This is a genomic window from Marinitenerispora sediminis (assembly GCF_003336425.1).
GTDB classification, from domain to species: Bacteria; Actinomycetota; Actinomycetes; order Streptosporangiales; family Streptosporangiaceae; genus Marinitenerispora; species Marinitenerispora sediminis.
The window spans coordinates 1-26,368 of sequence record NZ_QEIO01000142.1 but is presented as its reverse complement, the minus strand read 5'-3'; the positions used below and the strand labels follow the sequence as shown (position 1 = coordinate 26,368).

Genomic DNA, 26,368 nt, shown 5'->3' with positions numbered 1-26,368 from the left:
CGCCGCGATCGCGTTACCCGACAGATTCACCGGCACATCACCATCGACAACCAACTGGTTGCCACCGACAGCCGAACCATTACCAGACGTGATGACGTCGTCGTCGGCGTAGGAGACGCCGGCACCCAGGGCGACGAAGCCGGCCGTCAGGATGGCCGTCTTCGCCGATGTACGGACCCACTTTCGCATGTGGGATGTCCTTTCGAGCAGGTTGCGGATGAGATGGAACGTGCGAGGCCGGGGCGCTCTCGCTCCTGGCGGGAGCGAGCGGGCCGGGCCGGGGGCCATCCGCCGGGCCGCGCCTGGCTGGCGGGGGCCGTACCGGATGAGGGGGCGCGACGCTTCCACGCGGATGCGCACGGATGGTGCACGCCCGTTCAGCTCCGCCCTGGCGGGGCGGGGGCTGGCGCCGGTCCCGCGGCGGTCGCGCGCGGGACCCGCGTCAACCCCCCGGTCCGAGGACCGGGGAGCCGGGACGGTCAGATCCGGATGCCCCGGCGGAGGCCGAGGACGAGCACGCCGGCGCCGGTGGCCAGCGCGGTGGCGGCCGAGATCACGAGGGCCCCGAGGTTGGAACCGGTCAGCGGGAGCCGTTCTCCGGGGCCGCCCGCTGCCGCGGAATGCACGGGCGCCCGGTCGGCGACCGGGGTGATGGCGCCGCCCGCGTCGCCGGACTCACCTGGGAGGCCCGCTCCTCCCGGCTTCCCCGTGCTCCCCGGTCCTCCGGAGCCGGCCGGAGCGCCGCCGGGTCCGCCGTCGCCGCTCTGGTGCTCGCCGGACCCGCCTCCGGCCCCGGTTCCGCCGGGCGCGCCCGCTCCCGGGCCGGTTCCGCCCGTGCCCGGAGCGCCGCCCGGAGCGCCGCCGCCGCTCTGCTGCCCGCCGCCCGCACCGCCCGGAGTGCCGCTGTCACTGGTGCCCCCGCCCTTTCCGGTTCCCGATCCTCCGCTGCTCCCCGGGCCCTCGCCCGAGCCGCTGCCGTGGCCGCCGCCGTAGCCGTCGTGCGCGTGGCCGCCGCCGTGCCCGGGACCCCCGTCGCCGGAACCGCCCCCGGAGCCCCAGCCGTGCTCGACGGCGACCGCGTCGCCGTCCGCGCAGTTCGCCCCCGCGTTGCCGAGGACGGCGAGCGCGTTGCCGCAGGCGTTCACCGGGACGTCCAGGTCGAGGCCGAGCTGGTTGCCGCCGAGGATGGAGCCGTTTCCGCTGGTCGCCGTGTCGGCGTAGGCGATCGGCGCGACGGAGAAGAAGCCTGCCGCGGCGAGGGCGGCGAAAGCGGTTCGTGCGGTCGTCATGTGGATGAGAGTCCTTCCGGACAGAAGTAGCGAGATTGGGTGGCTCCCGGGACCGCAGCGGGACGAAGGCCCGGTTCGGTCGCGAGGAGATGCAGCGGGAGGGCCAGAGCCGCGTGGACCGCGTCCCACGTCAGGGCGTCGGATCGCGCCGTTCTCCCCATGCGGTCGTCCCGTGCTCCGCCGGTGCGGCGGTCGGGACGGATCCGCTGCCGTGTCGGACCGTCAGCGTCCGGAGCGGGCGGGTGGAGAAGGCGGACTCGCGGGCGGGCTCAGCCGAGCGGGCGCCGTGGAGAGGGCGCCGGCCGCCTAGTCAGGCGAGAAGGAAGGGTCGTCAGCGGCATCGCGGACGACGAAGCGGGTGTCGCCGGGGACGGCGAGGCGCTGAGAGGTCGGGCGGAGCATGTCGGCCCGGTGGGCGAGGAACCCGGCGGCCGCGGGAGCGTGCACCGACGAGGAGCCGGAGACGGCCCCGGCGGAGTCGGAACCGCGCTGCCATGACGGATCGGCCGGCTCGGCCCCGCTGGCGTCCTGATCGGGCGCACCGGCGGAGCGAGCGTGGTCGACCTGGGCGAGGCCGGCGGCGACCAGACCACCGTCGACGCGTCCGGCCGCCGCCTCCTCCGTCGCGGAGGACGCGGCCTCGGCGGGTTCACGGCCGTTCGGCTCGGACTGCTCTTCGGGGTCGGCCGCGCCGGCGACGCCACCGCCGGGGCCCGTGGCGCCCGTCGGTGTCAGGGTGCCGGGGATCGCGGCGAGGTCCTCGGGAACGAGTGCGGTCAGCGGACCCGGCCGCGGAGCCTCCTCGATAACGCCGTGCAGGCCGTCGGCGATCCCGCCGGCGGGACGGGCCAGCCCGTCCGAGACGCGGCCGGCGAGGTTCGCCCCGTCCGACACCAGGGAGCGGTCGGCATACGCACCGACCTCGCGGCCCGCGTGCACGGTGCCGGACACGAGTTCGCCGGCTCCGTGGGCGGTGCCGCCGAGCAGCTCGCGCGCGGCCGTGTCGGCCGGCGGAATCACGAGCGCCCCGCGGGACGGCTCCCCCACCGAGCGCTCGGGCGATCCGCCGACCGCCCGGGGCTCCCCGACGCCGGCGGCGGAACGCAGCTCGGCGAGATCGGACGCGACGCCGCGGTCGAACCCGACGACGGTGGCCTCCACGGGCAGCTGGTCGGCGATCGCCGACCCGGCTCCGCCCATCAGCCACCCGGCGGCGGCGATGCCGCCCAGCGCCAGCGCGCGGCGCAGCAGGGGTGCCGCGGAGCGACGAACCGCACGGAGGGGAAGCCCCCACCGCCGCCGGTTCGTGAGCGCCATGGATACCCCTCGGATACGCGTGCCAGGTCTGGATCCGGAAACACCTCCGGAACCGTGTCACGGAAAGCAATGCCTTCCGAACACAGAGTCACCGTAGCACCATGCCGCATCCTCCGGGCGGGCCTTTCCCGGAAACACGCGGGAAATTCCACGGGCCCTCCCGCCTTTTCCCGCGAACTGATCACCTCATATTCGGACGTTCCATAAAAAACGATCAGGACGCCGCTCGCGACGGCGCCGCACGGTCGCCACCATCGGGCGATACCCCAGGTCAGGACATGTCGATGAACCGGTCCAGCACCCGGACGCCGAACCGCAGGCCGTCCACCGGCACGCGCTCGTCCACCCCGTGGAACATCCCGGAGAAATTGAGTTCCGGCGGCAGCTTCAGCGGCGCGAAGCCGTAGTTGCGGATCCCGAGCCGCTGGAAACTCTTGGCGTCCGTCCCGCCGGACAGGCAGTACGGAACGGTGAGCGCGCCGGGGTCCTCGGCGCTCAGCGCCGCCGACATCGCGTTCACCAGACCGCCCTCGAACCCCGTCTCGACCGCCGGCAGGTGGTGCACGAACTCACGGGTGACCTTCGGGCCGAGCAGCCGGTCGATCTCCGCGAAGAACTCCTCCTCCATGCCCGGCAGGAACCGGCCGTCGACCTGCGCCGTGGCCGTGCCGGGGATGACGTTCGTCTTGTACCCGCCGGACAGCATCGTGGGGTTGACCGAGTTGCGGAGGGTCGCCCCGATCATGCTCGCGATGGGCCCGAGGCGCGCCACGGTGGACTCGACGTCGTCCTCGTCGAACTCGATCCCGAACGCCTCGCACACCTCCTCCAGGAAGGTGCGGACGGTCTTGGTCAGCCGGATCGGGAACTTGTGCCGGCCGAGCCGCGCGACCGCCTCGGCGAGCTCGGTCACGGCGTTGTCGTCGTTCACCATCGACCCGTGCCCCGCGGTGCCGCGGGCGGTCAGCCGCATCCAGGCGATGCCCTTCTCCGCGGTCTCCACGAGGTACATCCGCCGGTCCGGCCCCACCGTGAAGCTGAAGCCGCCGACCTCGCTGATGGCGTCACTGCAGTCGGCGAACAGCTCCGGGTGCCGGTCCACCAGCCACTGCGCCCCCCACTCGCCGCCGGCCTCCTCGTCGGCCAGGAACGCGAGGACGATGTCCCGCGGCGGCGTCCGCCCCTCGCGGAGCCGCTGCCGCAGCACAGCGAGGACCATGGCGTCCATGTCCTTCATGTCCACCGCCCCGCGCCCCCAGACGCACCCGTCCGCGATCTCCCCGGCGAACGGGTGGTGCGTCCAGTCGTCGGCGTCGGCCGGCACCACGTCCAGATGCCCGTGGATCAGCAGCGGCGGCCGGCTCGAATCAGCCCCCGCGATCCGCGCCACGAGACTGCTCCGCCCCGGATGCGACTCGTAGATGGTCGACTCGACCCCGACCTCGTCCAGCTTCTCCGCCACGTACTCCGCCGCGACCCGCTCCCCGGGCCCGGAGTGGTCCCCGTAGTTGGAGGTGTCGATGGCGATGAGCTCGCGGCACAGGTCGACGACCTCGACCTCCCCGGACCCCATCCCCGCGTTAACGTCACCCATGGCCGTCCCGCTCCCTTCCAGCAGCCGACATCCCCTCCATGATCCAGCCCGGGTCAACCGCCGAGCCGCGCAGCACCGGAAAACGGTGTACGGCCCACCCCCGGAGGTTTGCTATCGTTGACCCTGTCCGGACGCCCCAGGTGCCGGACGTACCCGGTCCGGGTGGCGGAATAGGTAGACGCGCTAGCTTGAGGTGCTAGTGCCCGTTAAGGGCATGGGGGTTCAAGTCCCCCCTCGGACACGTTCGGAACTTCACTCCCAGGTCAGCGGCCTGGGAGTTTTCCGTTTGGGCCGACTCACACGACGCGTTCAACGGGGTGGCAGGTCGCCGGGGCCCCGGGGCGGCGTCGAGCGCGGCCGATCGGTCCCCCCGCTGGAACAACGCGGTCGTAGCCCCGGGGCCGCCGCAGCGAGTACCGATGGATTCGTACGTCAGTCGAAGCCGATCCGCTCCACGGAGAGAGCGCACTCCCGGCCCCTCGGACGCCCAGATGCCCGCCCCGTCCCCCACACCGGCGGGCAGCGGTCTCCGCGATCACCGCGGCCACCGCACCGGACGCCGGCACCGCCGCGCTGGTCAGCGCCTTCTCCGAGCCGGTACCGCCTGGCCGGGCTGCCGGGGCGACGGTCCGCCCTCCGGACACGGCGGCCTGCCCCGCCCGGCCGTGGCGGACCGGCTGGCGCGGCTTCCGGCCGTCCTCGGCGGCGGATCCCCGGGCGCGCGGTGACGGCCGCGCTCCGGCCGCTCTCGTCCGGCAGGCTCATGGTCTCCTGGTCGAGCTCCACGCCAGCGGCGGGTGCCGACGTCGCCATCACGGATCCCCAGGTGACCGATGCCCAGGTGTTCGAGCGGCCGGCCGGCGGCGTCGCGACGCTCACCGCCCGCACCACGGACGGCCGGTCCCCGTAGAACATGGCCGGGATCCCCCAGGTCGAGGACGGTGCCGTGCGCGGGATCGGCGCCTCCATCACGACCCCCGCAGACTCCCGGCGTTCGACACGTGCGCCGGACCGGCCACCCGCTGACGGCGGCACACTCCAGACCCGGTCGTGCCGCCGCGGCGGCACGGGCAGGCAGGACCGCCTGCCGGCGCCGCGCGCCGTCCACCGGGCGGTCTTCGGCAGGCGCCGGAGGACGGGGGCCCGGTCCCGCCGCGGGCGGAGGCGACGCCCCGCAGACCCGGCCGCGTCGGTTCCCCGGTCCGTGGGCCGCCGACCCGGATGATTGACCTGTGCCGGTCCCGAATGTTATTCACCTTTTGCTGACAAAACGTCAGCACGGGTGCGCGTAGCGCGACAGGGGGTGGTTGGCGTGTGGGACCTGCTGCTCCACGGCGGCCGTGTCATCGATCCGGCGTCGGGCAGCGACGGGACGGCCGACATCGCCGTACGGGACGGCAAGGTCGCCGCCGTCGGCGGCGGCCTGCCGCGCACGCGGGCGGCGCGGACCGTGGACGTGTCCGGCCGCCTGGTGCTCCCGGGGCTCGTGGACATGCACACGCATATCGGACACGGTGCCGGCTACTGGGGGCTCGCCCCGGAACCCGTGGCCTGGCGCACCGGGGTGACCACCTGGGTCGATGCCGGATCGGCCGGCGCCTACACGCTGGCGGGCCTGCGCCGCGGCGTGGCGGACCCCTCCCCGCTGCGGATCCACGCGATGATCAACGTCGCCGGCACCGGCCTGGTCGGCCGCACCGGGGAACACCACGTCCTGGAGAACCTCGACGTGGCCACCGCGGCCGCCGTCGCCGCCGACCACGCCGACCTGGTCCGCGGTGTCAAGGCCCGCATCGACCGGCACACCGTCGGCCCGCACGGCCTGGAGCCGCTGCGCCGGGCACGGCAGCTGGCCGACCACCTGGGCAAGCCCCTGATGGTCCACATCGGCTACGGCCCGCCCCACCTCGCCGACGTCGCGCCGCTGCTCGGGGAGGGGGACATCCTCACCCACTGCGCGACCGGGGTCGCCGCCGGCCTGGTCGCCGACGGGCGCCCGAGTGAGACGCTCCTGCGCCTGCGGGAGGCCGGCGTGGTCTTCGACCTGGGGCACGGCGCGGGCGCCTTCGACTTCAACGTGCTCGAAGCCGAACTCGCCGCCGGAATCACGCCCGTCGTCTCCACCGACCTGCACATCCGCTCGGTGTACGGGCCGGCCTACGACCTGCCGACCGTCATGGGCAAGGCCATGGCCGCCGGAATGCCCCTGGCCGACACGGTGGCCGCCGTCACCGCACGCCCGGCCCGCGCACTCGGCCTGCCCTCGGGGACGCTGGCCGTCGGCGCGGATGCCGACATCGCGGTCTTCGAGCCGCAGACCGGACCCTTCCCCGCCGTGGACGTCCACGGCGGGGTACGCGAGGCGCCGCTGCGCCTCGTCAACACCGCCACCTACGTCGCCGGCCGCCGACTTTCCCCCAGCACGGCGGAACCACCACCGGCCTGGGTGCCGCTCAGCCCCGCCCAGCACCAGGCCGAGGCCGACCGGCAGGCCCGCGTTCGGACCTCCGTCCGCCACCTGGACCGGCCAGAGGACTTCGACGAGCCCTTCCCCCGCCCAGAGCAGGCGGACCCGGGGGATGCCCGTTGACCGGCACAACGCCGCGGCAGGCCGCCCCTACCGGCGGACCGCCGGAGCCGAGCGGCCGCTGGTGACCCCGGCTGCCGTCCCGTGACCACGCACCAGGGATGCCGGGCGGCGTCGCGCCCTCGCCGGGCCCCCAACGCTGGAACGGTCGGGATCCGCGGCCTCCTGCTCACGGGGCTGCCGCTGCACCGGTCAGACGCGAGTTCCCGGACCGCCTCCGGATGGCGCGGTCCCGCGCAGTGGGGGCGGCTCCTCCCCGCTGCGCGGCCGCGGCGCGCCGCGGCCCACGGGCATGCGAAGGCCGGCCGGGGCGCGGCTGCGGACCTGCCCCAGCGGGCGCGGACGGCGCGATGCCGTCACGGACGCCCAGGCGCTCCGCCCGGTCGACCGCGTTCGGGGCGCCCTACGGGACGGCGCCGGTTCCCCGCGCAGCCCTTGCCGTTCTCATCTGCCCTGCCCCGGGCAGCCACCCGGCAGTCGCGCGACGCTGCCTCTCCCCGCTGACGCGGGACGTCCTCTCGGAGTCGACCGGGGCCAGACTGGCGGAAACCCTCGGCCCGGTGCTCTGGCCGTCTCCCCGACTCTGAGCGGCCACGGCCGCGAGTCTGCCGGCTCCGCCGCGGAGCCGGACCGGAGACCCCGATTCTCCTCCCGATGTGAGAAGGTTATCCCCGTTCTCAGGCTGGAGCTCCCCGCAGGCCGACTCCGACTACCGGTACGAGCCTGTGCGCCGATGTCCTAGGCGGTCCCCCACCAGCGATCCCGCTGCGTGTGCGCGGCCGCCCACGCCGCCGGACGGCGGGGCGGCAGCGCGGCGCGGAGATCCCCCAGCCTCCGCAGACGTCGAATGGCGGTGACATGATCATCTGGCGCGGCTGGGGCATCCTGGTCCTCCTCATCAGCGCGGTCCTGGGCGGACCCGGCACCTTCGCCGCCGAGGTCCTCCTCGGCCCGGACCTGATGAACTTCGGGACCGCAGGGGGTCTCGCCCTCGCCGGGATCGCCGTCTTCTTCATCGGGCAGCGGCTGAACCGGCCGCGCCCGGGCTACCACCCGGCCACCGGGCAGCCGGTGATGTTCGGCAACAGCCACACGTTCTTCTTCGTCCCCATGCAGTACTGGGGCTTCATCCTGCTGGGGATCAGCCTCGTGACGACGGTGGTAACCCTGGTCGGCCAGCTCTGACACCGCGCCCGGCGACTCGCCCCCTCGGCCGCGGCTCAGGGACGCGAGTCGCCGCCGTGCTCACCCGGGCCGGTGGGGGGCGCCCGTGTCCCGAGGCCCCGCCGGCAGCCCCGGCGGGCCGCACCAGGCCACAGCGCTCCGGGTTCCCATCAACACGAGCACCCCGCCTGCCATCAGCCCGACGGCGATCGGGGCGATCTGGGTGGGCGAGAACTCGATGCGCTGGTTGACCAGCATGTTGATGACCCGTTGCACAACGGCGCGCTGCCGCTGCGCAGGGACGGCGAGACCACGGCCGGGCAGGCGCTCGCCGCCCTGCTGGGAAGCACCCGCGCCGCGGCTCTGGAGGCCATCGCCCCGGGCCGCACCACCGGCGAGCTGGCCCGCCGCCTCCACCTCTCCCCCGGCGCCGCCAGCCACCACACCCGGGTGCTGCGCGACGCGGGACTCGTCGTGAGCGTGCGCGACGGCCTTCGGATCGTCCACACGCTCACCCCTCTCGGACTCTCGCTACTCGCCGGCGCCGAACCCCACGGCGCCGGCCCGTCACCGCGCCCACGCCCCGGAGACGACGGCGACCGCTGACGGCTCGGCCGTGCACCCGCACCCATCATCGGCGTGCGCCTCTCCGGCAGGCGAGACCCTTCAACCAGGATTGAAGCGGCCGGGTGGAACAGGGGAGTCCCCGCGGAAAGGGTCATATATTCAATGGGGTGCGCGATGCCGCGCACCACTGGACAGGAAGGAGCGACGGATGACTGACGACGGCACCGAGCCGCTAGTGACGCTCAAGGAGTGGGCGGCGCGCCACGGCTACAGCCACGACTACGTGGTACACGTCATGCCGCGCTACTACGAGGACTTCCCCGCGCCCGAGCAGCCGCGACGAGGCGTCACGGAGAAGGGCGGCGGCGGAGGCAGCGCCCTGTACAACCCGAAGAAGCTGGAGCCCTTCCGGCCGCGGCGTCCCGATCCCGTCGAGCTCTCCGAGGAGGACCTCCGACGGGAGGTCACGCTGGTGGGATTCGCCAAGCTCATCGGCGTGGACGGCCGCAGTGTCACCCAGATCAAGGAGGATCGCCCGGACACGCTGCCCGACACCGTGGACGGGCAGCGCTGGTACCCGCGCGCCAAGTACCGCGCCCGCGACCTGCTGAAGATGTGGAACAGCCGTCCTGGCAGGGGACAGGGATCGGACAAACGCCGCGGACCGCGGAGCTGGGCGGGAGAGGAATAGCAAGTCCCCGAGTGGCGTGTCCGCTCCGCGCGATCCGCGCTCCTGGCCGAGTTCATTCCGATGCGCCGCCATGCCCGGGAACCTGTCACCCACCGTGACCGTCGTACATTCGTCCGATTTCCCGGACCGGGCGATGTCACCGGAGGAGCTTGGTGTCATACTTCTCAAAAGTCACAAATATCCCTCAGGAGAACTACCGACGTTATGAGAACTACGGGTGCGAACCCCAGGTCGTCTCCCAGGACTCTGCGAACCGCCGCGTAGCCGACTACCGCAAGGGCTCGGCGGACGAAAGCGTTGAACGGGTCGGCAGCGGCTGGGCTGCCATCGGCGAGGAGGCTGGCACCTCCCTGCAGTCCGACGCTGCCTGGGAGCAGATGCACCAGTTGATGGACGGCCGCGACCCCCGCACCGGCGAACAGGTCGTCAAACCCAAGATGGCTGTCGATCCCCGCGCGAAGCTGGGCGCCCGTCCGCTGGTCGACGCCGTGCGTATGGTCGCGGAAGCCGCGCACATGAGCCCGGAGGAGCTGCTCGGCTCCACCCACCAGGCCAAGCGCTTCGCCCGGTTGGAGAACGGACTCCGGCGTGACGGAGAGGCGCACCGCGCGCCCGTGCGGGACCTCGAGGCCATCGCCGAGGCCGCTGGCGTCGACCCCGCTATGCTGTGGGACGCCGAGGAGCTCGCATCCGCGCGCAAGCACGCCGACGAGCGGGTGAACGTCGGCAACCGCGGCTTTGACGGCGTCCCGAACATCCCCAAGTCCATGTCAGTCTTCTACGGGCTCCTCGGGGAGAAGGAGGCGTCGCGGGTCCGGGATCTGTACCTGGAGTCGGTCCGCAGCGCGGTGGGCGACCTCGAGCGCTGGACCGCATACGGCACGGCCGGCCACCACGGCGACGGCAAGCAGGCCACCCGCTTGGAAACCGCCGGCTTCACAGCGTCGATGACGCTGCACCACGCCGCCCGTCCGGTCGACGGCAAGTTCGGTGACCCGCACCTGCACGCGCACGTGATGATTCCGAACCTGGTGCAGTGCGAGGACGGCAAGTGGCGTGCCCTCGGTTCCGGCGGCCGGGACCTGCTCCGCCACAACGCGGTATTCGGCGAACTGGTCAAGGCCAACATGCGCCGCCGTCTCACCGAGGAGTTCGGGGTCGGATACGAACGCGATCCCCGCACCGGGGAATGGGAGATCGCCGGCATCGGTTCCGAGCTCCGCGGCGTGTTCAGCTCCCGCTCGCACCAGATCCATGAGCACGTGAGCGAGGACGCCTCGCCCGCCGAGCAGCGTATCGCGAGCGCGTCGACGGCGCAGTCCAAGAAGTCCGTGAAGGAGAAGGGCACCGCCCGCGAAGCCTGGCGGCGGCGGGCCGAGGAGGCAGGATTCGACGTCGATACCGTCCTCGCCGACGTCATCGGCCGGGTAGAGCGCGACCCGAAGGCACAGGCGTCGACCAAGCTGCCGTCGGTCGAGGAGATCGCCGCCCGGGTCTGGGACCCCGAGACGGGCATCACCGCGCACCGCAAGGCGGTGAACCGCACCCAGGTCATGGCCGCGGTCGCGGAGCAATGCCCGGGCGGGCTGCTCGATGGCAAGCAGCTGGAGGCCCTCACCAATGCGGTCCTGACGGCCAGCGGAGCGGTCCGGCTGCCCGCTGTGGGCGCTCGACACATGTCGCACACGGACCGCTGGACCACTCCGGACATCGTGGACGCCGAGACCGCCATCACACTCTCCGCCGAGCTGCGCATGGGCGAGAACACCGCGGTGGTGTCCGGCGAGCAGGCCGCGGCGGCGCTCACGGCGTTCGAGACCATGCGGGGCTTCACGCTCTCCGATGAGCAGCGCCGGGCGGCGGAACGCCTCATGACCGCGGGACACGGCATCGACGTGGTGCGCGGAGTCGCCGGGGCCGGTAAGACGACGCTCATGAACGCGGTATTCGAGGGCTGGTCCGCCGCGGGGTACCGGGTCGAGGGCGCGGCCACGGCGGCCGTGGCCGCCGCCAACCTCAAGGCGGAGTCAGGAATCCCGTCGCAGACCGTCGCGTCCTGGCTGCGCCGCATCGAGTCCGGTCAAGGGCTGGACGGCGTCGACGTGCTCGTCATCGACGAGGCGGCGATGGTCGATGACCGCTCGATGAGCCTCCTGGTACGGGCGGCCGAGGCCAGCGGCACCAAGCTTGTCGGCATCGGCGACCCCGCGCAGCTGCGCGCGGTGGGTGTGGGCGGCGCGTTCGCGGCGGTCCACCGCATCGTCGGCGGCGAGACGCTGTCGGAGAACCGCCGGCAGCGCGACCTCGTCGATCGTGCGGCGCTGGAGGAGTGGCTGGAAGGCGGACGCTCTGGCGCCCTGGCGACCTGGGGTGACGCCGGGCGGGTGCACGCCGCCGAGCACGCCGGCGAGGCCCACGACGCGATCGCGCGGGGCTGGTGGCAGGACCGCCAAGCCATCGCGGATCCGCACCAAGCCGCGGCCGACGTCCTCGTGCTGGCGGCCCGCAACAGCGACGTCGACGAGCTCAACAGCCGGATCCGGGCACTGGCCAGGGCCGGCGGCCACCTCGGCAGTACCGACGTCTCCTTCGCCCTGCGGGGTGGCGGACGGCTGGAACTGGCCGCCGGCGACGTTGTCAGGGTGCGGCGCAACGACTACCGGTCGCGCCGCGGCGACGGGCCCGATGTGCTCAACGGGTTCCGCGGTGTCGTGGCCGAGGTGGACGAGCACCGCGGCGTGCGGGTGGAGTGGCGCGATCAGGAAGAGCTGCGCAGCGCCTGGATCTCCCCTGAGGCCATCGCACGCGGCGACCTGAGCCATGGGTACGCGATGACGATCGCCGCCGCCCAGGGGCTGAGTTGCGAGCGCGCCCACGTCTACGGCATCGGCGCGGACGCGCACTCGCTGTACCCGGCCATGAGTAGGTCGAGGGAGCGCGCGGACCTCTACCTGGCGTCCGAGGCGCTGGAGGATCCGCAGACCCGGCTACGGATGGGCGAGGCCCGCTCGGATGCCGAACGGGTGCGGCGGGCGATCAACGCCTACGCGCGCACACTGACTGACCTCGATGACGGCCTGGTCATCGATGAGCTGTTCCCGCCGGACCAGCAGGCGCCGGAGTGGGCGGTGGCTCGAAGGCCCGCACCCGCGCCGACGGCGGGCACGCTGGCGGACGCTGTCGGCACCCGGGCGAGCGGCACCGCGCGTCCGGGCGGCCTTCGCGACGCGCTGCGCAACCGGGCGGGCGGGCCGGGGCGGCCGACTCCGCCCCCCGGCTGGCCGCGGAGCGGGCCCGCTGGTCCGCGCCGCGGGGTCTGACCCGGGTCCGGTCAGACGAGGCCACGTAGGTGGGCGCGGGTGAGCCGCGCGGCGTGAGCCTGGGCGTCCCACGACTGTGCGGTGTACCAGGCGAGCCGCCTGGTACACCGCACAGTCGTGGGGCCGCATCGGAGGACGCCCGGCGTGCCCCCACGCGTCGTCGGCGGCACCCAGGCCGCCGCGCATCTCGGGGGGCGCCCCAGCCGCGGCGCCGGTCAGGGCGTCGCCGATCGCGGAAACCGCGGCCGCACGCGCGCCCGGCCCGGAGGTCGGCCAGTCCACCGACAACCGCCACAGCGCCGCACGCAGCGCGGACCATGCGGCCGAGGGTTCGGTGGACGAGGGGACGGGCGGAGCCCCTGCGAAACGGGCCCGCACCCGAGGGAGGGAGAGGTCGGGAGCCAGGCTCCGGCCTGAGAACCACACCGGTTCCGCCTCGGCCGTGCTGTAGCCCGGCCACGCGACCGCGTACCCGCTGACGGCGCCGTCGTCGGTCCACCGGAGCCGCAGTTCGGCTCCGCCGGCCTCCAGCCCCGTGAAGAACTCCTCCTCATTCCGCGCAGCCACCGCCGCTCGGCGGGCCAGCCGCGCCAGTGCGGCCCGCGGGGGTTCGGCCAGCCGCATCCGGGCGGCCTTCTCCGTCTCGCCGCGCGTGGGAAGAGGTGTGGAGGTGTTATCGGAGCCGCTGGTGGCGCGCAGGCCCAGCTCCCGCTCCAGCCGACGGCACTCCTCGCGCAGCCGCAGCGCGTCGTTGTGGATGTCCGGATTCGAATCGTCCTGCCGTGCCAACGTCGCCACCAGGTGTATGTGCTGGCTCTCGGAACCGTCATGGCGTACCGCGACCCAGCGGCAGGCCCGGTCGTCCCCGGACGGCGCGATCCCGGCGGCGGCCGCGATACGGCGTGCGACCTCGCCCCACTCTTCGTCGGTCAGGGCGCGGTCCTCCTTCGCCACCCGGACAGCGCAGTGCCACACCGGCCGCGCGGCGCTCTCCCGCACGAAGAGGTCGAGCCGCTTTGCCAGGCGGACGACGCCCGACCCCGGCTCGCGGCCCGGCTCGGGCACCCCCAGCGACCGCCAGGCGGCTACGAGGTGCGGATCGATGTGCTCGTTGGCCTGGCCGGGCCCGTAAAGGTACTTCAGGAGGCCGAGGGTATCGCGGCCCCGCATCACTTTGGCGATCACGTCTGCCCGGAGCTCCGAATCTCGCCGGCGGCCTCTTCCAGCGAGTCGATCACGGCGACAAGCCGCTCCCGTAGTTCGTCCGCGCCCTCGCGGCCCCCGTCCGCCCCTGCGAACGCCCCGAGCTCCCGGCCGATCCGGTCAAGCGCGATCACCCCGTTGTTGAGCGCCACCATGACCTCGCGCGCCTCAGGGGAGGTCGCCAGTTCCTCCCGGGCCACCCCCAGCGCCGCATACGCGGCGAACCCACTGGTGGTCAAGCCCCGGCGCTCCGCAGCTCGGGAGACGAGCGCGTGCTCGTCCTCGCTGAGACTCAGTTTGACGTTCCGATCCCGACGGACCCCGACTTGGCGGTTACCGCGCCGCTGCTGCCCCATCGCCCCTCGCTGTCCCCCTGGTCCTACTCACCGTCCGTCTTCACTCCGCCGCCCGATCAACCCGGACAGGGCATGCCGAAGTCTACGAGCACTGAGGTCGGGCCCGATGGGTGTACCGCCCCCTCGCCCCTGGACCCTGCGGTCGAAAGCGCGCACCCCGCGCAACTATCCCATGCAACGGCCGCCGCACCGTCGGTGGAGTACGACGAGCTTCTCCTCAACCGGATCGAGCCGATCTACCCCCGAGGGTTCGTCTTCGGCCGCAAGGCCGACAAGAGCGGTGTGGCGGGCATTGCGACAGCCGCCGACCTCACCCGCGGATTCGGGGACCTAGCCCGACCCTTCGTGCTGATCGAAGACATCGAACGCCGGCTCCGCCACCGGGTGAATGTGAGGATCCGTTGCCGGTGGTCCAGTCCTACGCCCGCCACAAGAAGAAGCATGTGCGATCCGCGAACGGCCTCACCTTGGGCAATTACCGCTACCTGCTCGGCGGCGCGGCCAACTGGGCTCTTATGGAATGGGACTTGGACCTCGCGCCCGGGTCCTGGCCACGAACAGCGGCGGCCCAAGAACAGCGCATCCAGTGCGCGAGAGGGGCGACGGCGTCGGGTTATGAGGAGCAGCCGGGCCTCGGGCCGCGTTGGCGCCCCGAGGTCCGGGATCACGAGGGATAGCGATCAGGCGCCAGTGGCCTTGGCGACGGCGACGAGCGCCGCGGCGTTGGCGAAGTACTTGTTGTTCGCCAGGTCGGCGACCGTGACGATGTTGAACGCTTCCTTCAGCAGTTCGCCGTCGCGGTCCGAGACGCCCTTCAGCGCGCTCACCGGGGCCGCGAGGACCTCGGTGAGGTCCTTGTCCTGCCAGGCCTTGTCGAGCACGGTGCTCAGGTCGACCGCAATGGCCATGGTGTCGTCACCTTTCGTCAGCGGTTACGGAACGAGTCCGCCGATCGTCCGGACAGGGTCACGGGCTCGGGCGGATCAACCGGTGGAACGGCAGGAGGGAAGGGGCGGTTCCCCAGAAATCGGCCGGTTTCAGTCACGCTGCGGAGGCGCACGTGACAGCGGTGCGGTCGTGATTCGGGCTGGCGGTAAGCGGTGATCCGGGCGCGGGGATTCCGGGCTGGGTGCGTGGTGGTTCGAGACTGGAGGCCATCGGACGCCGGGATCTCGGCGGGTGCCGGAAGGTGGCCAGCGCTGTCGGACGTGTTTACGACACGGTGTTGCGATCTTCCCTTGGGGGTAGATAGGGCGTCGTAGCTCTGCTCTATGCCCTGGACGGTCCCGGATCGGGTCCCGAACCCCAAGAGGTGAGCATGCGGGCCGACGAACTGATGCGCGCCACCATCAAGATCCTCACCGATGGAGCCGAACTGGAGTCCGGGAGCGCCGCCACTCACGTGGAGAGGGCGCTTGACAAACTCATGGACCTCCAGCAAGTCGTTCAAGAAACCCCTCAATCACCTGAAGACTTTGCATATTTCAAAAAACAGGTGGTCCAACTCCTCAAGACGGATCAAAACGGGCACGGTCTCACCATGTACGTATTCCACTGCTTTAACTACGCAGGGCGAGGCCGCCTCGACGGATTCGAAGAGGCTTGTCACCGACGGTCCGCCGTGCAATTACTGAACGACGAGTATGCCCCCTGGAGTGAGCTTTTCATTCCAGACGACCTCGAAGTAATCGAGGAAATTGATGAACTCCTCGAAGAGGCCTCCGACGACGCGCCGCCGGTACCAGAACCAGGCATCCCTGGATGGGTGCCGGACACCCACTGGTGGTGGCGAGCCCCCAAGCGGCAGGACATGACTGAAGAAGAGCGCGCCGAGCGCATCGACTACGACAGCAACGACGGCTTGTAAGGTCGGGCGCATCACGCCCTGGCGTCCTCTCTGCGCCATTCGCACACATCTCCTCTTTCTGCTGACCACCTCGCTTCATGGCCGCTGTCGGCCATTACGCCCCAGCGCGTCAAGGGCGAAGCAACTCCGGGTATAGCAACCAGATATTGCTACATCCGAATAGTCGAGCACGCGGCGGTGCGCGGTGGATGATCTCGAACAGCGTAAGAAGCTCGAGATGGCCGAGGCGCTGGAGAACAGCCTGCGCCAAGCAGGCCTTCACGACGACGAGATCCGCAAACTGCGCGGTGGTTACGACCGAATCGGGGATCAGTGGCAACGGGCAGCGAAAGCCGTTGCACAGCCGTTCCGAAAGTCAGTCAAGAAGACCCTGCACCCCGCCGCGACACGCTTTGCCCTCAAAAACGTCGCCGATCCCCGGGAGTTCGCGTACCGATACGAGTACTTCAAAGCGGTGTTCGACGAACGGGTTGATCTACTGGCTGCAGCGAGACACCCGCGGGAGACCCTTTGGCAGACGGCCGCCAAGGACGTCCTCGACATGGACGTTGACGCGAAATTGGAGGCCGACGTTCGTGCGGTGCGTGAGATTCGAAGTCAGCCTTCAAGGTTGAACCCCTGGCTCCAGGAAGGCGACAAGGAACAGAAGATCCGCGACATGGCGGGCAGCATCGATATGGGCCATGATATCTCTGCCGCTTATCACGCACGAAAGCATTACGGCGAGTTGCCGGAAAACGAACGTTCCGGAGATGTGATTCGCGACTACTTCGCAAGCGCGGAGCGTACGGTTCGGGAGAGCGTGCTGGCGAAACGCGAATCGGGCGAGGGAGGCGAAAAGCTCCACCTGGCGCGCGCCGTCGTCGACGGGGATGAGAAGCGGTACCTGAGAGCCATCGTCCTGGCGAAGGATGACGGGCGCGTCATCATGCTCACCTATGGGAGTGTGAAAGACACACAGGTGATGGCAGCTGTGGACCGCGCTGAAGCGCAGCAGCGTTCCTTGCGATTGACAGCCGACCTTCAGCAATCAGCGGAAGCCACCCAGCCGTCCCTTGCCGACGACTCCCCTCGACATGCTCCGGAGACGACCTCCGGCCCGAACCTCGACCGCGCCACCAAGTCCGATGCTCCGCCCAAGCATTCGGTCCCGAACTTCGCCCGTGCGGCCGGTGCCTCACCCGCCGGTGCCGTGCCCAACGACAAGCACAGCGGACCGGACGGCGGGAGCCACCGGGGGCGGGGCCCGACGGAGGGGCCGAGCAACTCGCCGGGGCCGCGTCGGCCCTGACCTGCCAGCGGACGGACACTACTCGATGCCGCCCGGAGGCGACGGCCACGCGGCGACTTCCGCGAGGAGTTCCGCCCGGCGCTCCTCTCCAATGAACGCCGCCTCGAACGAGTTGGCGGCAAGTAGGCGCAGGTCGTCCGTCGACAATCCGAGCCCGTCGCGCACCGCGGCGAAGTTCTCGGCGATGTAACCCCCGAAGTAGGCCGGGTCGTCGGAGTTCACGGTGACCACCAGCCCTTCGGCGAGCATCCGCGGCAGGGGATGCGCGGCGATGTCCGGGACCACCGCGAGCCGGACGTTCGACAGCGGGCAGACCGTGAGCGGGATCCGCTCGGTGCGCAGCCGGGCCACCAGGGCGGGGCCCTCCAGTGCGCGGACGCCGTGGTCGATCCGCTGGACACCGAGCACGTCGAGCGCCTCGTGTACGTACTCGGGCGGCCCTTCCTCACCGGCGTGCGCCACCGCCCGCAGCCCGAGGTCGCGGGCGCGGCGGAACACCTCCGCGAACTTCGACGGCGGGTGGCCGACCTCGGCCGAGTCGAGCCCCACGCCCACGATGCGGTCGAGGAACGGTTCGGCCAGCCGGAGCGTCTCGGCGGCGGACTCGGCCGGCTGGTCCCGCAGGAAGCACATGATGAGTTCCGCCGAGAACCCGTCCGTGCGCGCCTCTTCCAGAGCGGCGGCGAGGCCCCGCACCACCGTCCCCATCTCGACGCCGCGGGCGAGGTGTGCCTGCGGGTCGAAGAAGATCTCCGCATGCCGCACCCCCTGGTTCCGGCACCTAGTCAGGTACGCGGCGGCCAGGTCGTGGAAGTCCCGCTCGGTGCGCAGCACCGCCATGTTGGCGTAGTAGATGTCGAGGAACGATTGCAGGTCCCGGAACCGGTAGCGTGCCCGCAGATCGGCCACCGTCGGGGCCGGCGGCGCGATGCCGTTGCGCTCGGCGAGGGCGAAGACCATCTCGGGTTCCAGCGTGCCCTCGATGTGGACGTGCAGTTCCGCCTTGGGCAGGCCGAGCACGTTCGGAGTGTGCGACATGGTTGTCAGCCTGCCAGCGATCCGGGGAGCGCGTACCTGAAGGCGGAGGTAAGGGCCGCGCCCGTCCGGCCACGGGCAGACGACATCCCCGGGGGCTACTTGTGGAGGTCGACGGCGGTCACACCGCAGGTCGGTGTCCCCGCGGCCCCGACTCAGGGGCGGCGCGGTCCCGACGAATCACCAGGGCGGTCCGTCGGACCTCGCCTGTGGTGTCCGGGCCCCTCCTCGCCCCCCTGTTTGCTGCCGGGCACCGCACCAGGATGCGGCGTCCCCGCCGCCTGGTTGAGTTTCGGAACGGACGGTTTGGCTCCAGCCGTTCGCACCGCGGAGTCTCCCTCCTCGGCGGCGTTGACCTCGCCACCGGCCCCCGTCCGCCGACCAGTCTTCAAGGGAGAGACCAACGGCCCAAGTAGCTCACCGAAGGCCTCCTCCGAGGTAGCTTTCCCGCTGAGTTCTCGGACACTGGCATCAACGTTGGCCTTGGGGTCCATCCGCGACCAGTCGAGGCGGTAACCGGCGTCACGGGCCAGCTGGGCCAGGAAGGCTCGCTGGGTGCGCCCGTTGCCCTCCCGGAACGGGTGCAGCGCGTTCAGATCACCGTAGGCCTTCGCCAATTCGCGCACGAATTCCTGTTGACCCATCCCTTGCAGGAATTTCCTCTCCCGGAGATCACCGAAAACCGAATTCGCGAATCCGGGAATGGCCCCCACCTGAGCGAACTGCTGCCCCTTCGCAATGTTGACCGTGCGAATCTCTCCCGCCCATCGGTAGATGTCACCGAAGATGAACTTGTGGAAATTCTGAAGGTGGCGCAGGTCATACTTTCCTGGAATCCGGTGCCCCTCAGCCAGCCTCGCGATCTTGACTGCGGTGATATCGGCCTCGGCTTGGGCGAGCTCGGCCGGATCGGTGATGAGGAGCTTGTTGCGCAGAACACCGGTCTTAGTGACGTAGGGGTCCACACCGCGCTCTGCCAAGTTCAGTCACGCCCCGTCCGCCCGGAATAGCGAGCGAGGGTGCGCGCCTCGACCTCGTCGAGAGTGAGCTCGCCCCGTACATACGCTTCGAGGTCCGCGCTCGTCTCTGAGCCGACCTCTTCCCCTTCAAGACGTGCGGAGGCGATCGCCTCGTCGCGCACATACTCCCGCTGCCGTCGCTCCTCGTCCATCGGCTTTCCTTTCAGGTGTAGTCGCCGGAGCACAGGCGGTCAGCATCAAACCCGATCGCACAGCCGACGTGGGATTACGACGTTCGACACTATTCTCTCTGTCCAGCCAGCGCACGCTTCCTGCCTCCTCCTATGGCTCCACCACCGCCACCTCCTGCGATGCCACGTGGTTCACCACCCCCGGCTTCGTCATGCACCCCGCGAATGGCCCGTCCGGCGCCCGCAGCTGCTGCATGATCGGATCGAGGTGGTCGCGGTGCCACATGCTCGGCCCCGTTCCACCGGCCTCCTCCAGGTCGGCCGTGAGCGCGGTGTAGGCCAGCCACAGCGAGTGCAGCCGCCCCAGCGCCTCCGGGTGCTCCCACCACGTGGCGCACCACGGGAAGCGGGAGCTGGGGACCCGCGCGGTCACGTACACCGGGACGATGAAACCGTTGACCCAGGTGACCAGGCCCTGGAACGCCTCCGCGTACTCGGCGTCGTCCGTGATCGCGAAAAGGTACTTCGCCACGTCCTTCTCGGAGTTCTCGACGGTTGTCACGGCTCCCGTTCCTGCCCGCTCGCTGCCGATCTCGTGTCTGATGTCATTCCGGAACCGGAAAGAACCCGAGCAACCGGTCCCCGATTTCCGATGATCCCGCGTCCGGCCCCTCGAACGCGAGTTCCGGGAACAGCTCCTCGGGCTCTCCGGCTCCCTCGAAGGGGGCCTGGAAGAACCTGCCGTTGGCCGTGACCAGGACCCGCTGGTTGGCCGCGTCCGCCCAGTAGTCGTCCATCACCACGCCGAGGTCCCCGACCACCTCGGTCTCGTTCGACAGTTCGCCGTCCGGGGACAGGGAGAACCGGTGCAGGTTGGTCACCTCGCCGGTACCGCCGGCCGCGTTGAGCGGCCCGATGTAGCCGCCCCCGCCGTCGCTCCGGAAGTTGATCGGGATGATCTCGTCTCCCGCGACGGCGTACCGCAGGCCGGACGGTCCCTCCTCCGCGGGGGCCTGGTCCGCGACCTGGAGCTCGTTGCCGCTGCCGATCGCGTAGACCGTGTCGAGGCTGACCAGCGCCGGCCGCCAGCCCGGTTCGGTGTAGCGGACGGGGACCGTCCCCCGCGGCACCTCGCCCACCTGCCGCGGGGCGGCCTGCCCCGCGTCGGTGACGCTGGTGGCGACGATCTGGTCCGGCCCCCCGCTGTCGTCCGACCGCACCATCCACAGTTCGCTGCCGTCCGGGGAGAACGCCGGACGCTCGTAGGCGTACGCGCCGTCGCCGAAGGAGCCGGTCTCCTCCGGCTGGAGCAGCACCGTGTCGCCGTAGGCGAAGGCCGCGTCGTCCAACGAGCCCAGGTGCACGCCGCTAGCCCCTTCGTATGCCGCGTACCGGAAGTCGGCGGTGAACGCGAAGTGCGCGGCCTGCATGGCGTCGATGTTGAGGTCGCCCGCCACCACCCCTGACAGGTCCAGTTGGGTGCGCTGGACGCCGTCGTCGGCCCCGTGGAAGGTGAGGTACGGCTCACCCCCGCCGACGTGGAACATCACGAACCCGGACAGGTCTTCGGCCGGGATCCGGGTCTCGGGGCTCTCTGACGGTGTGGCGTCGCCCGGGACGGCCTCGTCCGGATCGGCGCCCCCGCCGCAGGCCGTGGTCGTCAACGCGAGCGTGAGCGTGACGGCGAGCGCCCGCCCCAGGTGGTTGGTGTGCATAGCGCCTCTTGTCGGGGGATGGTCAGGTACCAGGGCCGGCCGCGTCACATGGTGAGCCGCTTCGCCGCGCGCGCCGCGATCGCCTCCTCCTCGGCGCCCTGGTCCGCGGAGATCGTCTTGGCGTTCTTCTCCAGGTACCAGGGCTTGAGCCGCAGCAGCGCCGGCCGGGTCGAGGTGGCGAAGAGCAGCGCCGTGCCCTTGCGGATCTCGCGGACGTCGGAGACGTCCAGGATGCGTTCGCGCTTCTGCGACCTGGTGACGCTGCCGCCCTCCCGCCCGTAGGAGGCCGACGACTCGTTCACGTACTGGTCGCCCACCAGGGAGGAGATCCGGTCGGCGAACGCCTGATCGTCCAGGCCGGAGCCGAGGAGCTTGACGGTCGCCGCCGACCACAGCGAGTCCATGCCGCTCTTCCCCCACACCCGCACGCCCTGCTCGTAGGACTGCATCACCGTGACCGGCAGGATGCCGCGCGATCCCAGGTGGGAGTAGAGGTCCGGTAGGTCCTGGATCTTGCAGACGTTGCATGCCTCGTCCAGGATCGCCTCCATCGGCGGGTCCAGCCGGCCGCCCGGGCTGGCCTCGGCCACCGCGACCGCGGCGCGCAGGCACGCGTCGGTCGCCGCGGCGATCACGCCCGCGGCTCCGCCGCCGCCGTCCTTGGACAGCAGGTAGAAGGTGTCCGTGGAACGGACGAAGGCGCCCGGCACGAACTCCTCCCGGTGCGGGTCCGGGGTGACCCAGGCCAGCACCTCCGGGTCCAGCAGGCAGGACACCGCCTGCCGCGCGTGCTCGTAGATGCCGTCGCGGGTCTCGGGTGCGCCGCGGACCGTGCCGTCGAGGTTCTCCGAGAGCGCCGTCAGGCGGTGGTTGCGCAGGATGATCAGCGGGGTCTGGTTACCGGGGTCGGCGAGCCAGTCCAGCACCTCGGCCAGGTTGCGGCCGTCGATCGCGGCGGCGTGCAGCACGATGCGCAGCAGGTTGCGGCCGGCCTTGGCCCAGAAGTCGTCGCCGGACTCGGCGTTGGCGTTGGCCGAGACGAGGTGCATGGCGAGCCGGTCGGCTCCCTCGATGGTGCGGGCCACCGAGAGCATGTCCCACCACATGTCGCGGTCGGCGTGCGCGATGGCCTGCGGGTCGAAGAGCCAGACCCGGCCGCGGCGGCCGCGCTCCCGCGCCGTGATCGCGTAGATGTCGGACTTGTTGGACGTGACGACGCACGGCCCGGGCGCCTGCAGCACGTTGGGCACCGCCAGCGCGGACGTCTTGCCCGAGCGGGGTCCCATGAAGACCACCGCGACGTCCTCCCAGGAGGCGCGCAGCTCCGGGCCGGACGGGGAGAGGTCGCCGAGCAGCAGCCCGGTGTCGGCCGGCAGCACCTTCTTCTGCCCCTTGAGCGACCGGCGCAGCCGCTTCGCCTTCTCGGCCGCCGCGGCCGGCGCGAGGTCCCCGACGTCGGCCCGCCGGGCGAGCCCGCGCGCGCCGCCGGACCGGCCGACGAGCAGCAGCACCAGGACCACGAGGATGACGAGGAAGCCCGCGGCGGCCACCATCCCGGTGACCACCGCCGCCCCGGACGCGCCCGCCCACGGCTGCTCGCCGCCGAGCACGTCGAACAGCGTCTCGAAACTGAACGGCGGCGGGTTCCAGCCGGCTCCCGAGACCCACGCCCCCAGGGTGCCGCCCAGCCACAGCGCGGTGACCAGCAGGGCCCCCGCGCCGATGAGGCCGATCAGCCAGTACTGACTCGGATCCAGCGGCGCCCGGCCGCCCTGCTGCTTGCCCATTCGTCCCGCCCTCCCCGCGGTCGGTTCCGCCTCGTGCCCCGGCCTGGGTCACGCGCGCGGTGTCGGTGTCTCGGCCACATCCGGCGCGGGACCGTCCGGCCGCGCGGGCTCGCGGTCGGTGCGACCGACCCGGGACGCCTGGTGCCAGAGCTTGTTGGTGTCGTTGATCGCCGTCTCCACCGACGTCAGCAGCACGTTCACGGGGATCCCCGGCCGGCCGCCGACCTTGACCAGGAACTTGCCGCGCCCCGGGGGCTCCGCCTCCTTGTTCGTGGAGGGGTCCCAGGCCGGCGGGTCCTGCCAGCCGATCAGCATCTCCTGCTCGGCGCGCGAGAAGGGGACGGCCGTCTGCAGCATCGGCATCTCCGCGGACGGCAGCCCGCCGCAGATCACCATGCCGGAGCGCTCCACGAACCCCTTGGCCTTCATCCGGTCCTCTTCGTTGGCCAGGGACATCAGGTCGCTCATGGTGTGCGAGATCATCGCCATGCCCACGCCGCGCTGCCGGTTCAGCCGGGTGAGCGCGTCGACCCGGTCGACCATGCCGCGCCCCGCCCGCAGCGCCCGCCACAGCTCGTCCAGGATGACGAAGTAGTGCCGCCGCGGCTCCAGGCCGGCGTCGGCGAGCGCGTTGGCGATGTTCACGGTGCCGAACCCGGCCGACCAGCAGGCGAGCAGCACGGCGGCCTGCAGGTCCATCTCGGAGTCGTCGATGCCCGAGACGTCGAAGACCACCGGCCGGTCGCGCACCATCGGGGTGGTGGTCGGCGCGGAGAAGATCTGGCCCAGCCGCCCACCGCCGACCAGGCCGATCAGCGACGCCTCCAGGTTGTCGGTCACCTCCCGGTACCGCTGGATCGACCCGCGGTCGAGCGCGACCTGGCGTACCTCGTCAGGCGCGTCCTGGATCACCTTGAGCAGGTCGGGGAGGACGGCGACGCCGTCGTGCCGGTCGTCGAGCACCTTCAGCGCGCGGTCGAGGATGGTCTCCTCGCGGTCGCTGGGCGGAGCGGAGCGCATGATGGTGAGCAGCGCGGAGACCATGGTGAGCCGCCGCCCGTGCGCGTCGGCGAGGATCTGGCTGCGCGCCGCCCCGGTCAGCCGGTCGGCGGCGGCCTTGGCCTCGCCGGGGTCGAGGATGTTGAGGTGCCCGCGTCCACGCCCCAGGGTGATGACCTGCCCGCCGAGCGCCTGGATGAGGTCCACGTAGTCGGGCTTGAGGTCGCCGAGGACGAGCGGCTGCACCCCGTAGCCGGCCAGGCCGGTGGCCATCCGCCGGATGATGGTGCTCTTGCCCAGGCCCGGCTTGCCGAGCACGAAGGCCGACGGGTTGGAGATCAGCTTCGCCCGCTGGAACCAGGAGATCGGGTCGCAGCACAGCGTCGCCCCGGACTGCAGGTTGCGGCCGATCGGCACCCCGACCATGGGCGTACCGGTGCCGATGGCGAACGGCCACATCCCGCACACCTGGACCGACGTGCCGCGCCACTCGTCGGCCGCCTGCACGACGACGGCCTCGCCAGCGCCCCACCCGCGCCAGCCCCGCATGCCGGGGCGGCGGCGAGCGGGCTGCTGGGGCGACGGCTTCTTCGCGGTCTTCTTCGCCTGCGCCGCCGCCTTCCTGCTCCGCCTGCTCACAGCTGCTCCTTCAGTTCGGCCGGGACCCGCAGGTGCTTGGGCAGCACCAGCCCGAGCGGCAGCGCTCCGGCGAACGCGGAGTCCTGCGAGCCCTGCACGACGCGCAGCCGCAGCCGGGCGGTGGCCGAGAGGTTGTCGATCGCGGCCTTGGCCTCCGCCTTGAGGTCGAGGTCGGTGACGGTCGCGGTGACGAGCAGCCCGAAGTTGAGCAGTCCGGCCCCGGACGCCTCCTCGTTGGCGGTCGCCCGGGCGGCCCGCGTCGCCATGACGTCGCGCGCGGACGGTTTGTTGGTCGAGGTCTGCCGGAACTCCGCGGCGCGCAGGTCGGCCTCCACGATGCTGGCGGCGCGGGCGGCGTCGAGCGGGCGGTACAGCAGGGTGACGCGTTTGCGTGCGATGTCGCCGTGCGGCGCGAGCAGCCTGGCCAGGACGTTCGCCTGCACGTTGCCGCGCGGCGCCGAGGTCATGGCCCAGGTGACCGACAGCGCGCCGTCGTGCCGGTAGCAGTCCCAGTACGCCTGGTGGGCGGTCGGCCCGACGTCCGGCCAGGTGAGGTCGGGCACCTCGCCGGCCGCGTGCGCCTCGTCGATGAGCACCGCTGAGGCGGGGTCGTAGGCGATCCGGATCGTCTCGCACAGCTCCTGCGCGGAGAGCGGGTGCGCGGCGCCGGCCCCGGTGGCGCTGAGCCCCTGGGTGAGGCCTGGCACCCGGGCGGCGAGTTCGGTGCCCATCTCGTCAGCGGTTCGCCGCTTGCCGCCGGAGCGGTGCGCGGCGGCGAAGGTCACCGCGACGTACGCCTTCACCGTCGAGGAGCCCATCGGGTACTTGCCGACGACCTCCTCCAGCATGGCGCGGGCGAACTCCGGCGCCTCGGGGTCGATGCTGCTCGCCACCTCGCGGCGCAGCCGGGTCCCGGTGTCGGGGGCCGTCTCGATGGTGACCGAGGCCGCCTCGATCCCGGGCTCGTCGCCGAGGTTGGCCAGCCAGTGGCCCCAGCCGGCCACCCAGCTGTCGATCTGCTCCTCGTCCACGAGCGCGGCGCCGTCCGGTTCGGTGCCGATGACCACCGTGTAGTGGCCGGTCGCGGGAACATACAGCAGGGCGAACGGCCGGCCGTAGGAGTCGGTGTGCTCTGACAGCCGGGACGGCGCGGCGAGTCCGGGAAGCTGGAACGTGCCCCAGGGGGTCCGTCCCAGTGGCCCGGAACGGTACAGGTGTGCTCCCTTGGACCGGGTGTTCCACCAGGCGATGCGCACGGTCATCCTCGTCAGCAGGTTGCGGTCGTGTTTGTCCTTGACGAGCACGGCGAGCAGCAGGACGCCCATCACCGCGCCGGTGATGATGCCGCCGAGCATGCCGGCGGCCATCACGACGAAGACGGTGAAGATGAGCCCGCCGAGCAGCAGCGACGTGCCGAGGGTGCCCAGGCCCATGAGACCGGCGGTCGCGGGACGCCGCCAGTTGCCGTACGTGCGCGGGCCGTGGACTTCGGAGTCAGCGACTGCCACTGGGCCCCTCCCCGCCTTCGGTGCTGGACTCGGCGGCCTGCTGGACGGTCTGCGCCACCGTGTCGCCGACCTTCTTGGCGGTCTGCGCGGCGGCGATCACGGCCGTGGCCACGCCGGCGGTGGCGGCACCGGCCGCTGCACCGGCACCGGCGCTGGCGGCACCACCGCCGGCACCGCCGCCCGCGGTACCGGCCCCGGCGCTGCCGAACCCGCCGGTCGTGCTGGCCCCGGTCGGCGCCGAGGTGGCGGTTCCGGAACCACCACCTCGGCGCCGACCGGGGCCAGCACG

General features: G+C 71.6%; 22 protein-coding genes, 1 tRNA gene and 3 pseudogenes. 9 read left to right on the top strand and 17 right to left on the bottom strand.

Translation table 11 applies throughout. The features are described from left to right. The 4 genes and pseudogenes from DEF28_RS21820 to DEF28_RS21805 all read right to left on the bottom strand — a co-directional run. Positions 1-189: pseudogene (locus DEF28_RS21820) on the bottom strand (hypothetical protein); the annotation flags it as partial. Between the two features lie 290 nt (positions 190-479). Further along, positions 480-1,289: a hypothetical protein gene (locus DEF28_RS21815; protein WP_114398059.1), complete on the bottom strand. Its 810-nt coding sequence runs from the start codon at positions 1,287-1,289 to the stop codon at positions 480-482. A gap of 306 nt (positions 1,290-1,595) precedes the next feature. Continuing rightward, a complete protein-coding gene (locus DEF28_RS21810; protein WP_114398060.1) occupies positions 1,596-2,606 on the bottom strand; it encodes a hypothetical protein in 1,011 nt (336 codons plus the stop codon). A 271-nt stretch (positions 2,607-2,877) separates the two neighbouring features. After that, positions 2,878-4,200 (bottom strand): M20/M25/M40 family metallo-hydrolase, encoded by a 1,323-nt coding sequence (locus tag DEF28_RS21805; protein WP_114398061.1) that lies wholly within the window; start codon positions 4,198-4,200, stop codon positions 2,878-2,880. Between the two features lie 156 nt (positions 4,201-4,356). Between DEF28_RS21805 and DEF28_RS21800 the strand changes: the two genes are divergently transcribed. From DEF28_RS21800 to DEF28_RS21785, 4 genes are all read left to right on the top strand, one after another. Then, positions 4,357-4,441, top strand: a tRNA-Leu gene (locus DEF28_RS21800). Between the two features lie 483 nt (positions 4,442-4,924). After that, on the top strand, positions 4,925-5,110 hold the full coding sequence (locus tag DEF28_RS21795; RefSeq protein WP_114398062.1) for a hypothetical protein: 186 nt from the start codon (positions 4,925-4,927) through the stop codon (positions 5,108-5,110). Between the two features lie 402 nt (positions 5,111-5,512). Beyond that, positions 5,513-6,790: an amidohydrolase family protein gene (locus DEF28_RS21790; RefSeq protein WP_114398063.1), complete on the top strand. Its 1,278-nt coding sequence runs from the start codon at positions 5,513-5,515 to the stop codon at positions 6,788-6,790. An 855-nt stretch (positions 6,791-7,645) separates the two neighbouring features. After that, the gene (locus DEF28_RS21785) at positions 7,646-7,972 is read left to right on the top strand and encodes a hypothetical protein (protein WP_114398064.1); all 327 of its coding nucleotides are present in this window, start codon (positions 7,646-7,648) and stop codon (positions 7,970-7,972) included. Positions 7,973-8,032: 60 nt separating this feature from the next. On the opposite strand, the gene DEF28_RS28545 is transcribed toward DEF28_RS21785, so the two are convergent. Beyond that, entirely contained in the window at positions 8,033-8,227 is a 195-nt protein-coding gene (locus tag DEF28_RS28545; protein ID WP_233515467.1) for a hypothetical protein, read from the bottom strand. Between DEF28_RS28545 and DEF28_RS21780 the strand changes: the two genes are divergently transcribed. From DEF28_RS21780 to mobF, 3 genes are all read left to right on the top strand, one after another. Then, positions 8,222-8,557 (top strand): ArsR/SmtB family transcription factor, encoded by a 336-nt coding sequence (locus DEF28_RS21780; protein WP_233515466.1) that lies wholly within the window; start codon positions 8,222-8,224, stop codon positions 8,555-8,557. The two genes, DEF28_RS28545 and DEF28_RS21780, sit on opposite strands and share 6 nt — an antisense overlap. 169 nt (positions 8,558-8,726) lie before the next feature. Continuing rightward, a complete protein-coding gene (locus tag DEF28_RS21775) occupies positions 8,727-9,209 on the top strand; it encodes a hypothetical protein (RefSeq protein ID WP_114398066.1) in 483 nt (160 codons plus the stop codon). 152 nt (positions 9,210-9,361) lie between these two features. After that, a complete protein-coding gene (gene mobF / locus DEF28_RS21770; RefSeq protein ID WP_147281082.1) occupies positions 9,362-12,529 on the top strand; it encodes a MobF family relaxase in 3,168 nt (1,055 codons plus the stop codon). A gap of 708 nt (positions 12,530-13,237) precedes the next feature. Here mobF and DEF28_RS29155 read toward each other — a convergent pair. From DEF28_RS29155 to DEF28_RS21755, 3 genes and pseudogenes are all read right to left on the bottom strand, one after another. Next, positions 13,238-13,699, bottom strand: a pseudogene (locus DEF28_RS29155) (relaxase/mobilization nuclease domain-containing protein); the annotation flags it as partial. Between the two features lie 11 nt (positions 13,700-13,710). Continuing rightward, positions 13,711-13,971 carry a hypothetical protein gene (locus DEF28_RS21765; RefSeq protein ID WP_147280211.1) on the bottom strand — a complete coding sequence of 87 codons (261 nt, stop codon included), beginning with the start codon at positions 13,969-13,971 and terminating at the stop codon, positions 13,711-13,713. Between the two features lie 797 nt (positions 13,972-14,768). Beyond that, positions 14,769-14,996 (bottom strand): hypothetical protein, encoded by a 228-nt coding sequence (locus tag DEF28_RS21755; protein WP_114399682.1) that lies wholly within the window; start codon positions 14,994-14,996, stop codon positions 14,769-14,771. Positions 14,997-15,406: 410 nt separating this feature from the next. On the opposite strand from DEF28_RS21755, the gene DEF28_RS21750 reads away from it, so the two are divergent. Both DEF28_RS21750 and DEF28_RS21745 read left to right on the top strand, forming a co-directional pair. Continuing rightward, positions 15,407-15,955 (top strand): hypothetical protein, encoded by a 549-nt coding sequence (locus DEF28_RS21750; RefSeq protein WP_114399681.1) that lies wholly within the window; start codon positions 15,407-15,409, stop codon positions 15,953-15,955. A gap of 184 nt (positions 15,956-16,139) precedes the next feature. Then, positions 16,140-17,246 carry a hypothetical protein gene (locus DEF28_RS21745; protein WP_114399680.1) on the top strand — a complete coding sequence of 369 codons (1,107 nt, stop codon included), beginning with the start codon at positions 16,140-16,142 and terminating at the stop codon, positions 17,244-17,246. Positions 17,247-17,264: 18 nt separating this feature from the next. Here the strand turns inward: DEF28_RS21745 and DEF28_RS21740 are convergent, their stop codons facing one another. From DEF28_RS21740 to DEF28_RS28540, 9 genes and pseudogenes are all read right to left on the bottom strand, one after another. Then, positions 17,265-18,284, bottom strand: coding sequence for an adenosine deaminase (locus DEF28_RS21740; protein WP_114399679.1), 1,020 nt, complete (start codon positions 18,282-18,284; stop codon positions 17,265-17,267). 152 nt (positions 18,285-18,436) lie between these two features. After that, positions 18,437-19,246: a Fic/DOC family protein gene (locus tag DEF28_RS21735; RefSeq protein ID WP_158562893.1), complete on the bottom strand. Its 810-nt coding sequence runs from the start codon at positions 19,244-19,246 to the stop codon at positions 18,437-18,439. A 17-nt stretch (positions 19,247-19,263) separates the two neighbouring features. After that, entirely contained in the window at positions 19,264-19,452 is a 189-nt protein-coding gene (locus DEF28_RS21730) for an antitoxin VbhA family protein (RefSeq protein ID WP_114399677.1), read from the bottom strand. Between the two features lie 130 nt (positions 19,453-19,582). Continuing rightward, complete coding sequence (locus tag DEF28_RS21725) at positions 19,583-19,993, bottom strand: DUF4913 domain-containing protein (RefSeq protein WP_199493442.1); 411 nt, start codon at positions 19,991-19,993, stop codon at positions 19,583-19,585. Between the two features lie 43 nt (positions 19,994-20,036). After that, positions 20,037-21,146 carry a hypothetical protein gene (locus DEF28_RS21720; protein WP_114399675.1) on the bottom strand — a complete coding sequence of 370 codons (1,110 nt, stop codon included), beginning with the start codon at positions 21,144-21,146 and terminating at the stop codon, positions 20,037-20,039. Between the two features lie 44 nt (positions 21,147-21,190). Next, positions 21,191-22,933, bottom strand: a complete 1,743-nt coding sequence (locus DEF28_RS21715; RefSeq protein ID WP_114399674.1) for a type IV secretory system conjugative DNA transfer family protein — start codon at positions 22,931-22,933, stop codon at positions 21,191-21,193. A 48-nt stretch (positions 22,934-22,981) separates the two neighbouring features. Beyond that, positions 22,982-24,571: an ATP/GTP-binding protein gene (locus DEF28_RS21710; protein ID WP_114399673.1), complete on the bottom strand. Its 1,590-nt coding sequence runs from the start codon at positions 24,569-24,571 to the stop codon at positions 22,982-22,984. Beyond that, positions 24,568-26,079 (bottom strand): SCO6880 family protein, encoded by a 1,512-nt coding sequence (locus DEF28_RS21705; protein WP_233515465.1) that lies wholly within the window; start codon positions 26,077-26,079, stop codon positions 24,568-24,570. Before DEF28_RS21705 ends, DEF28_RS21710 begins: the two co-directional genes overlap by 4 nt. Next, positions 26,066-26,368 (bottom strand): annotated as a pseudogene (locus DEF28_RS28540) (hypothetical protein); the annotation flags it as partial. The pseudogene DEF28_RS28540 and the gene DEF28_RS21705, both read right to left, overlap by 14 nt.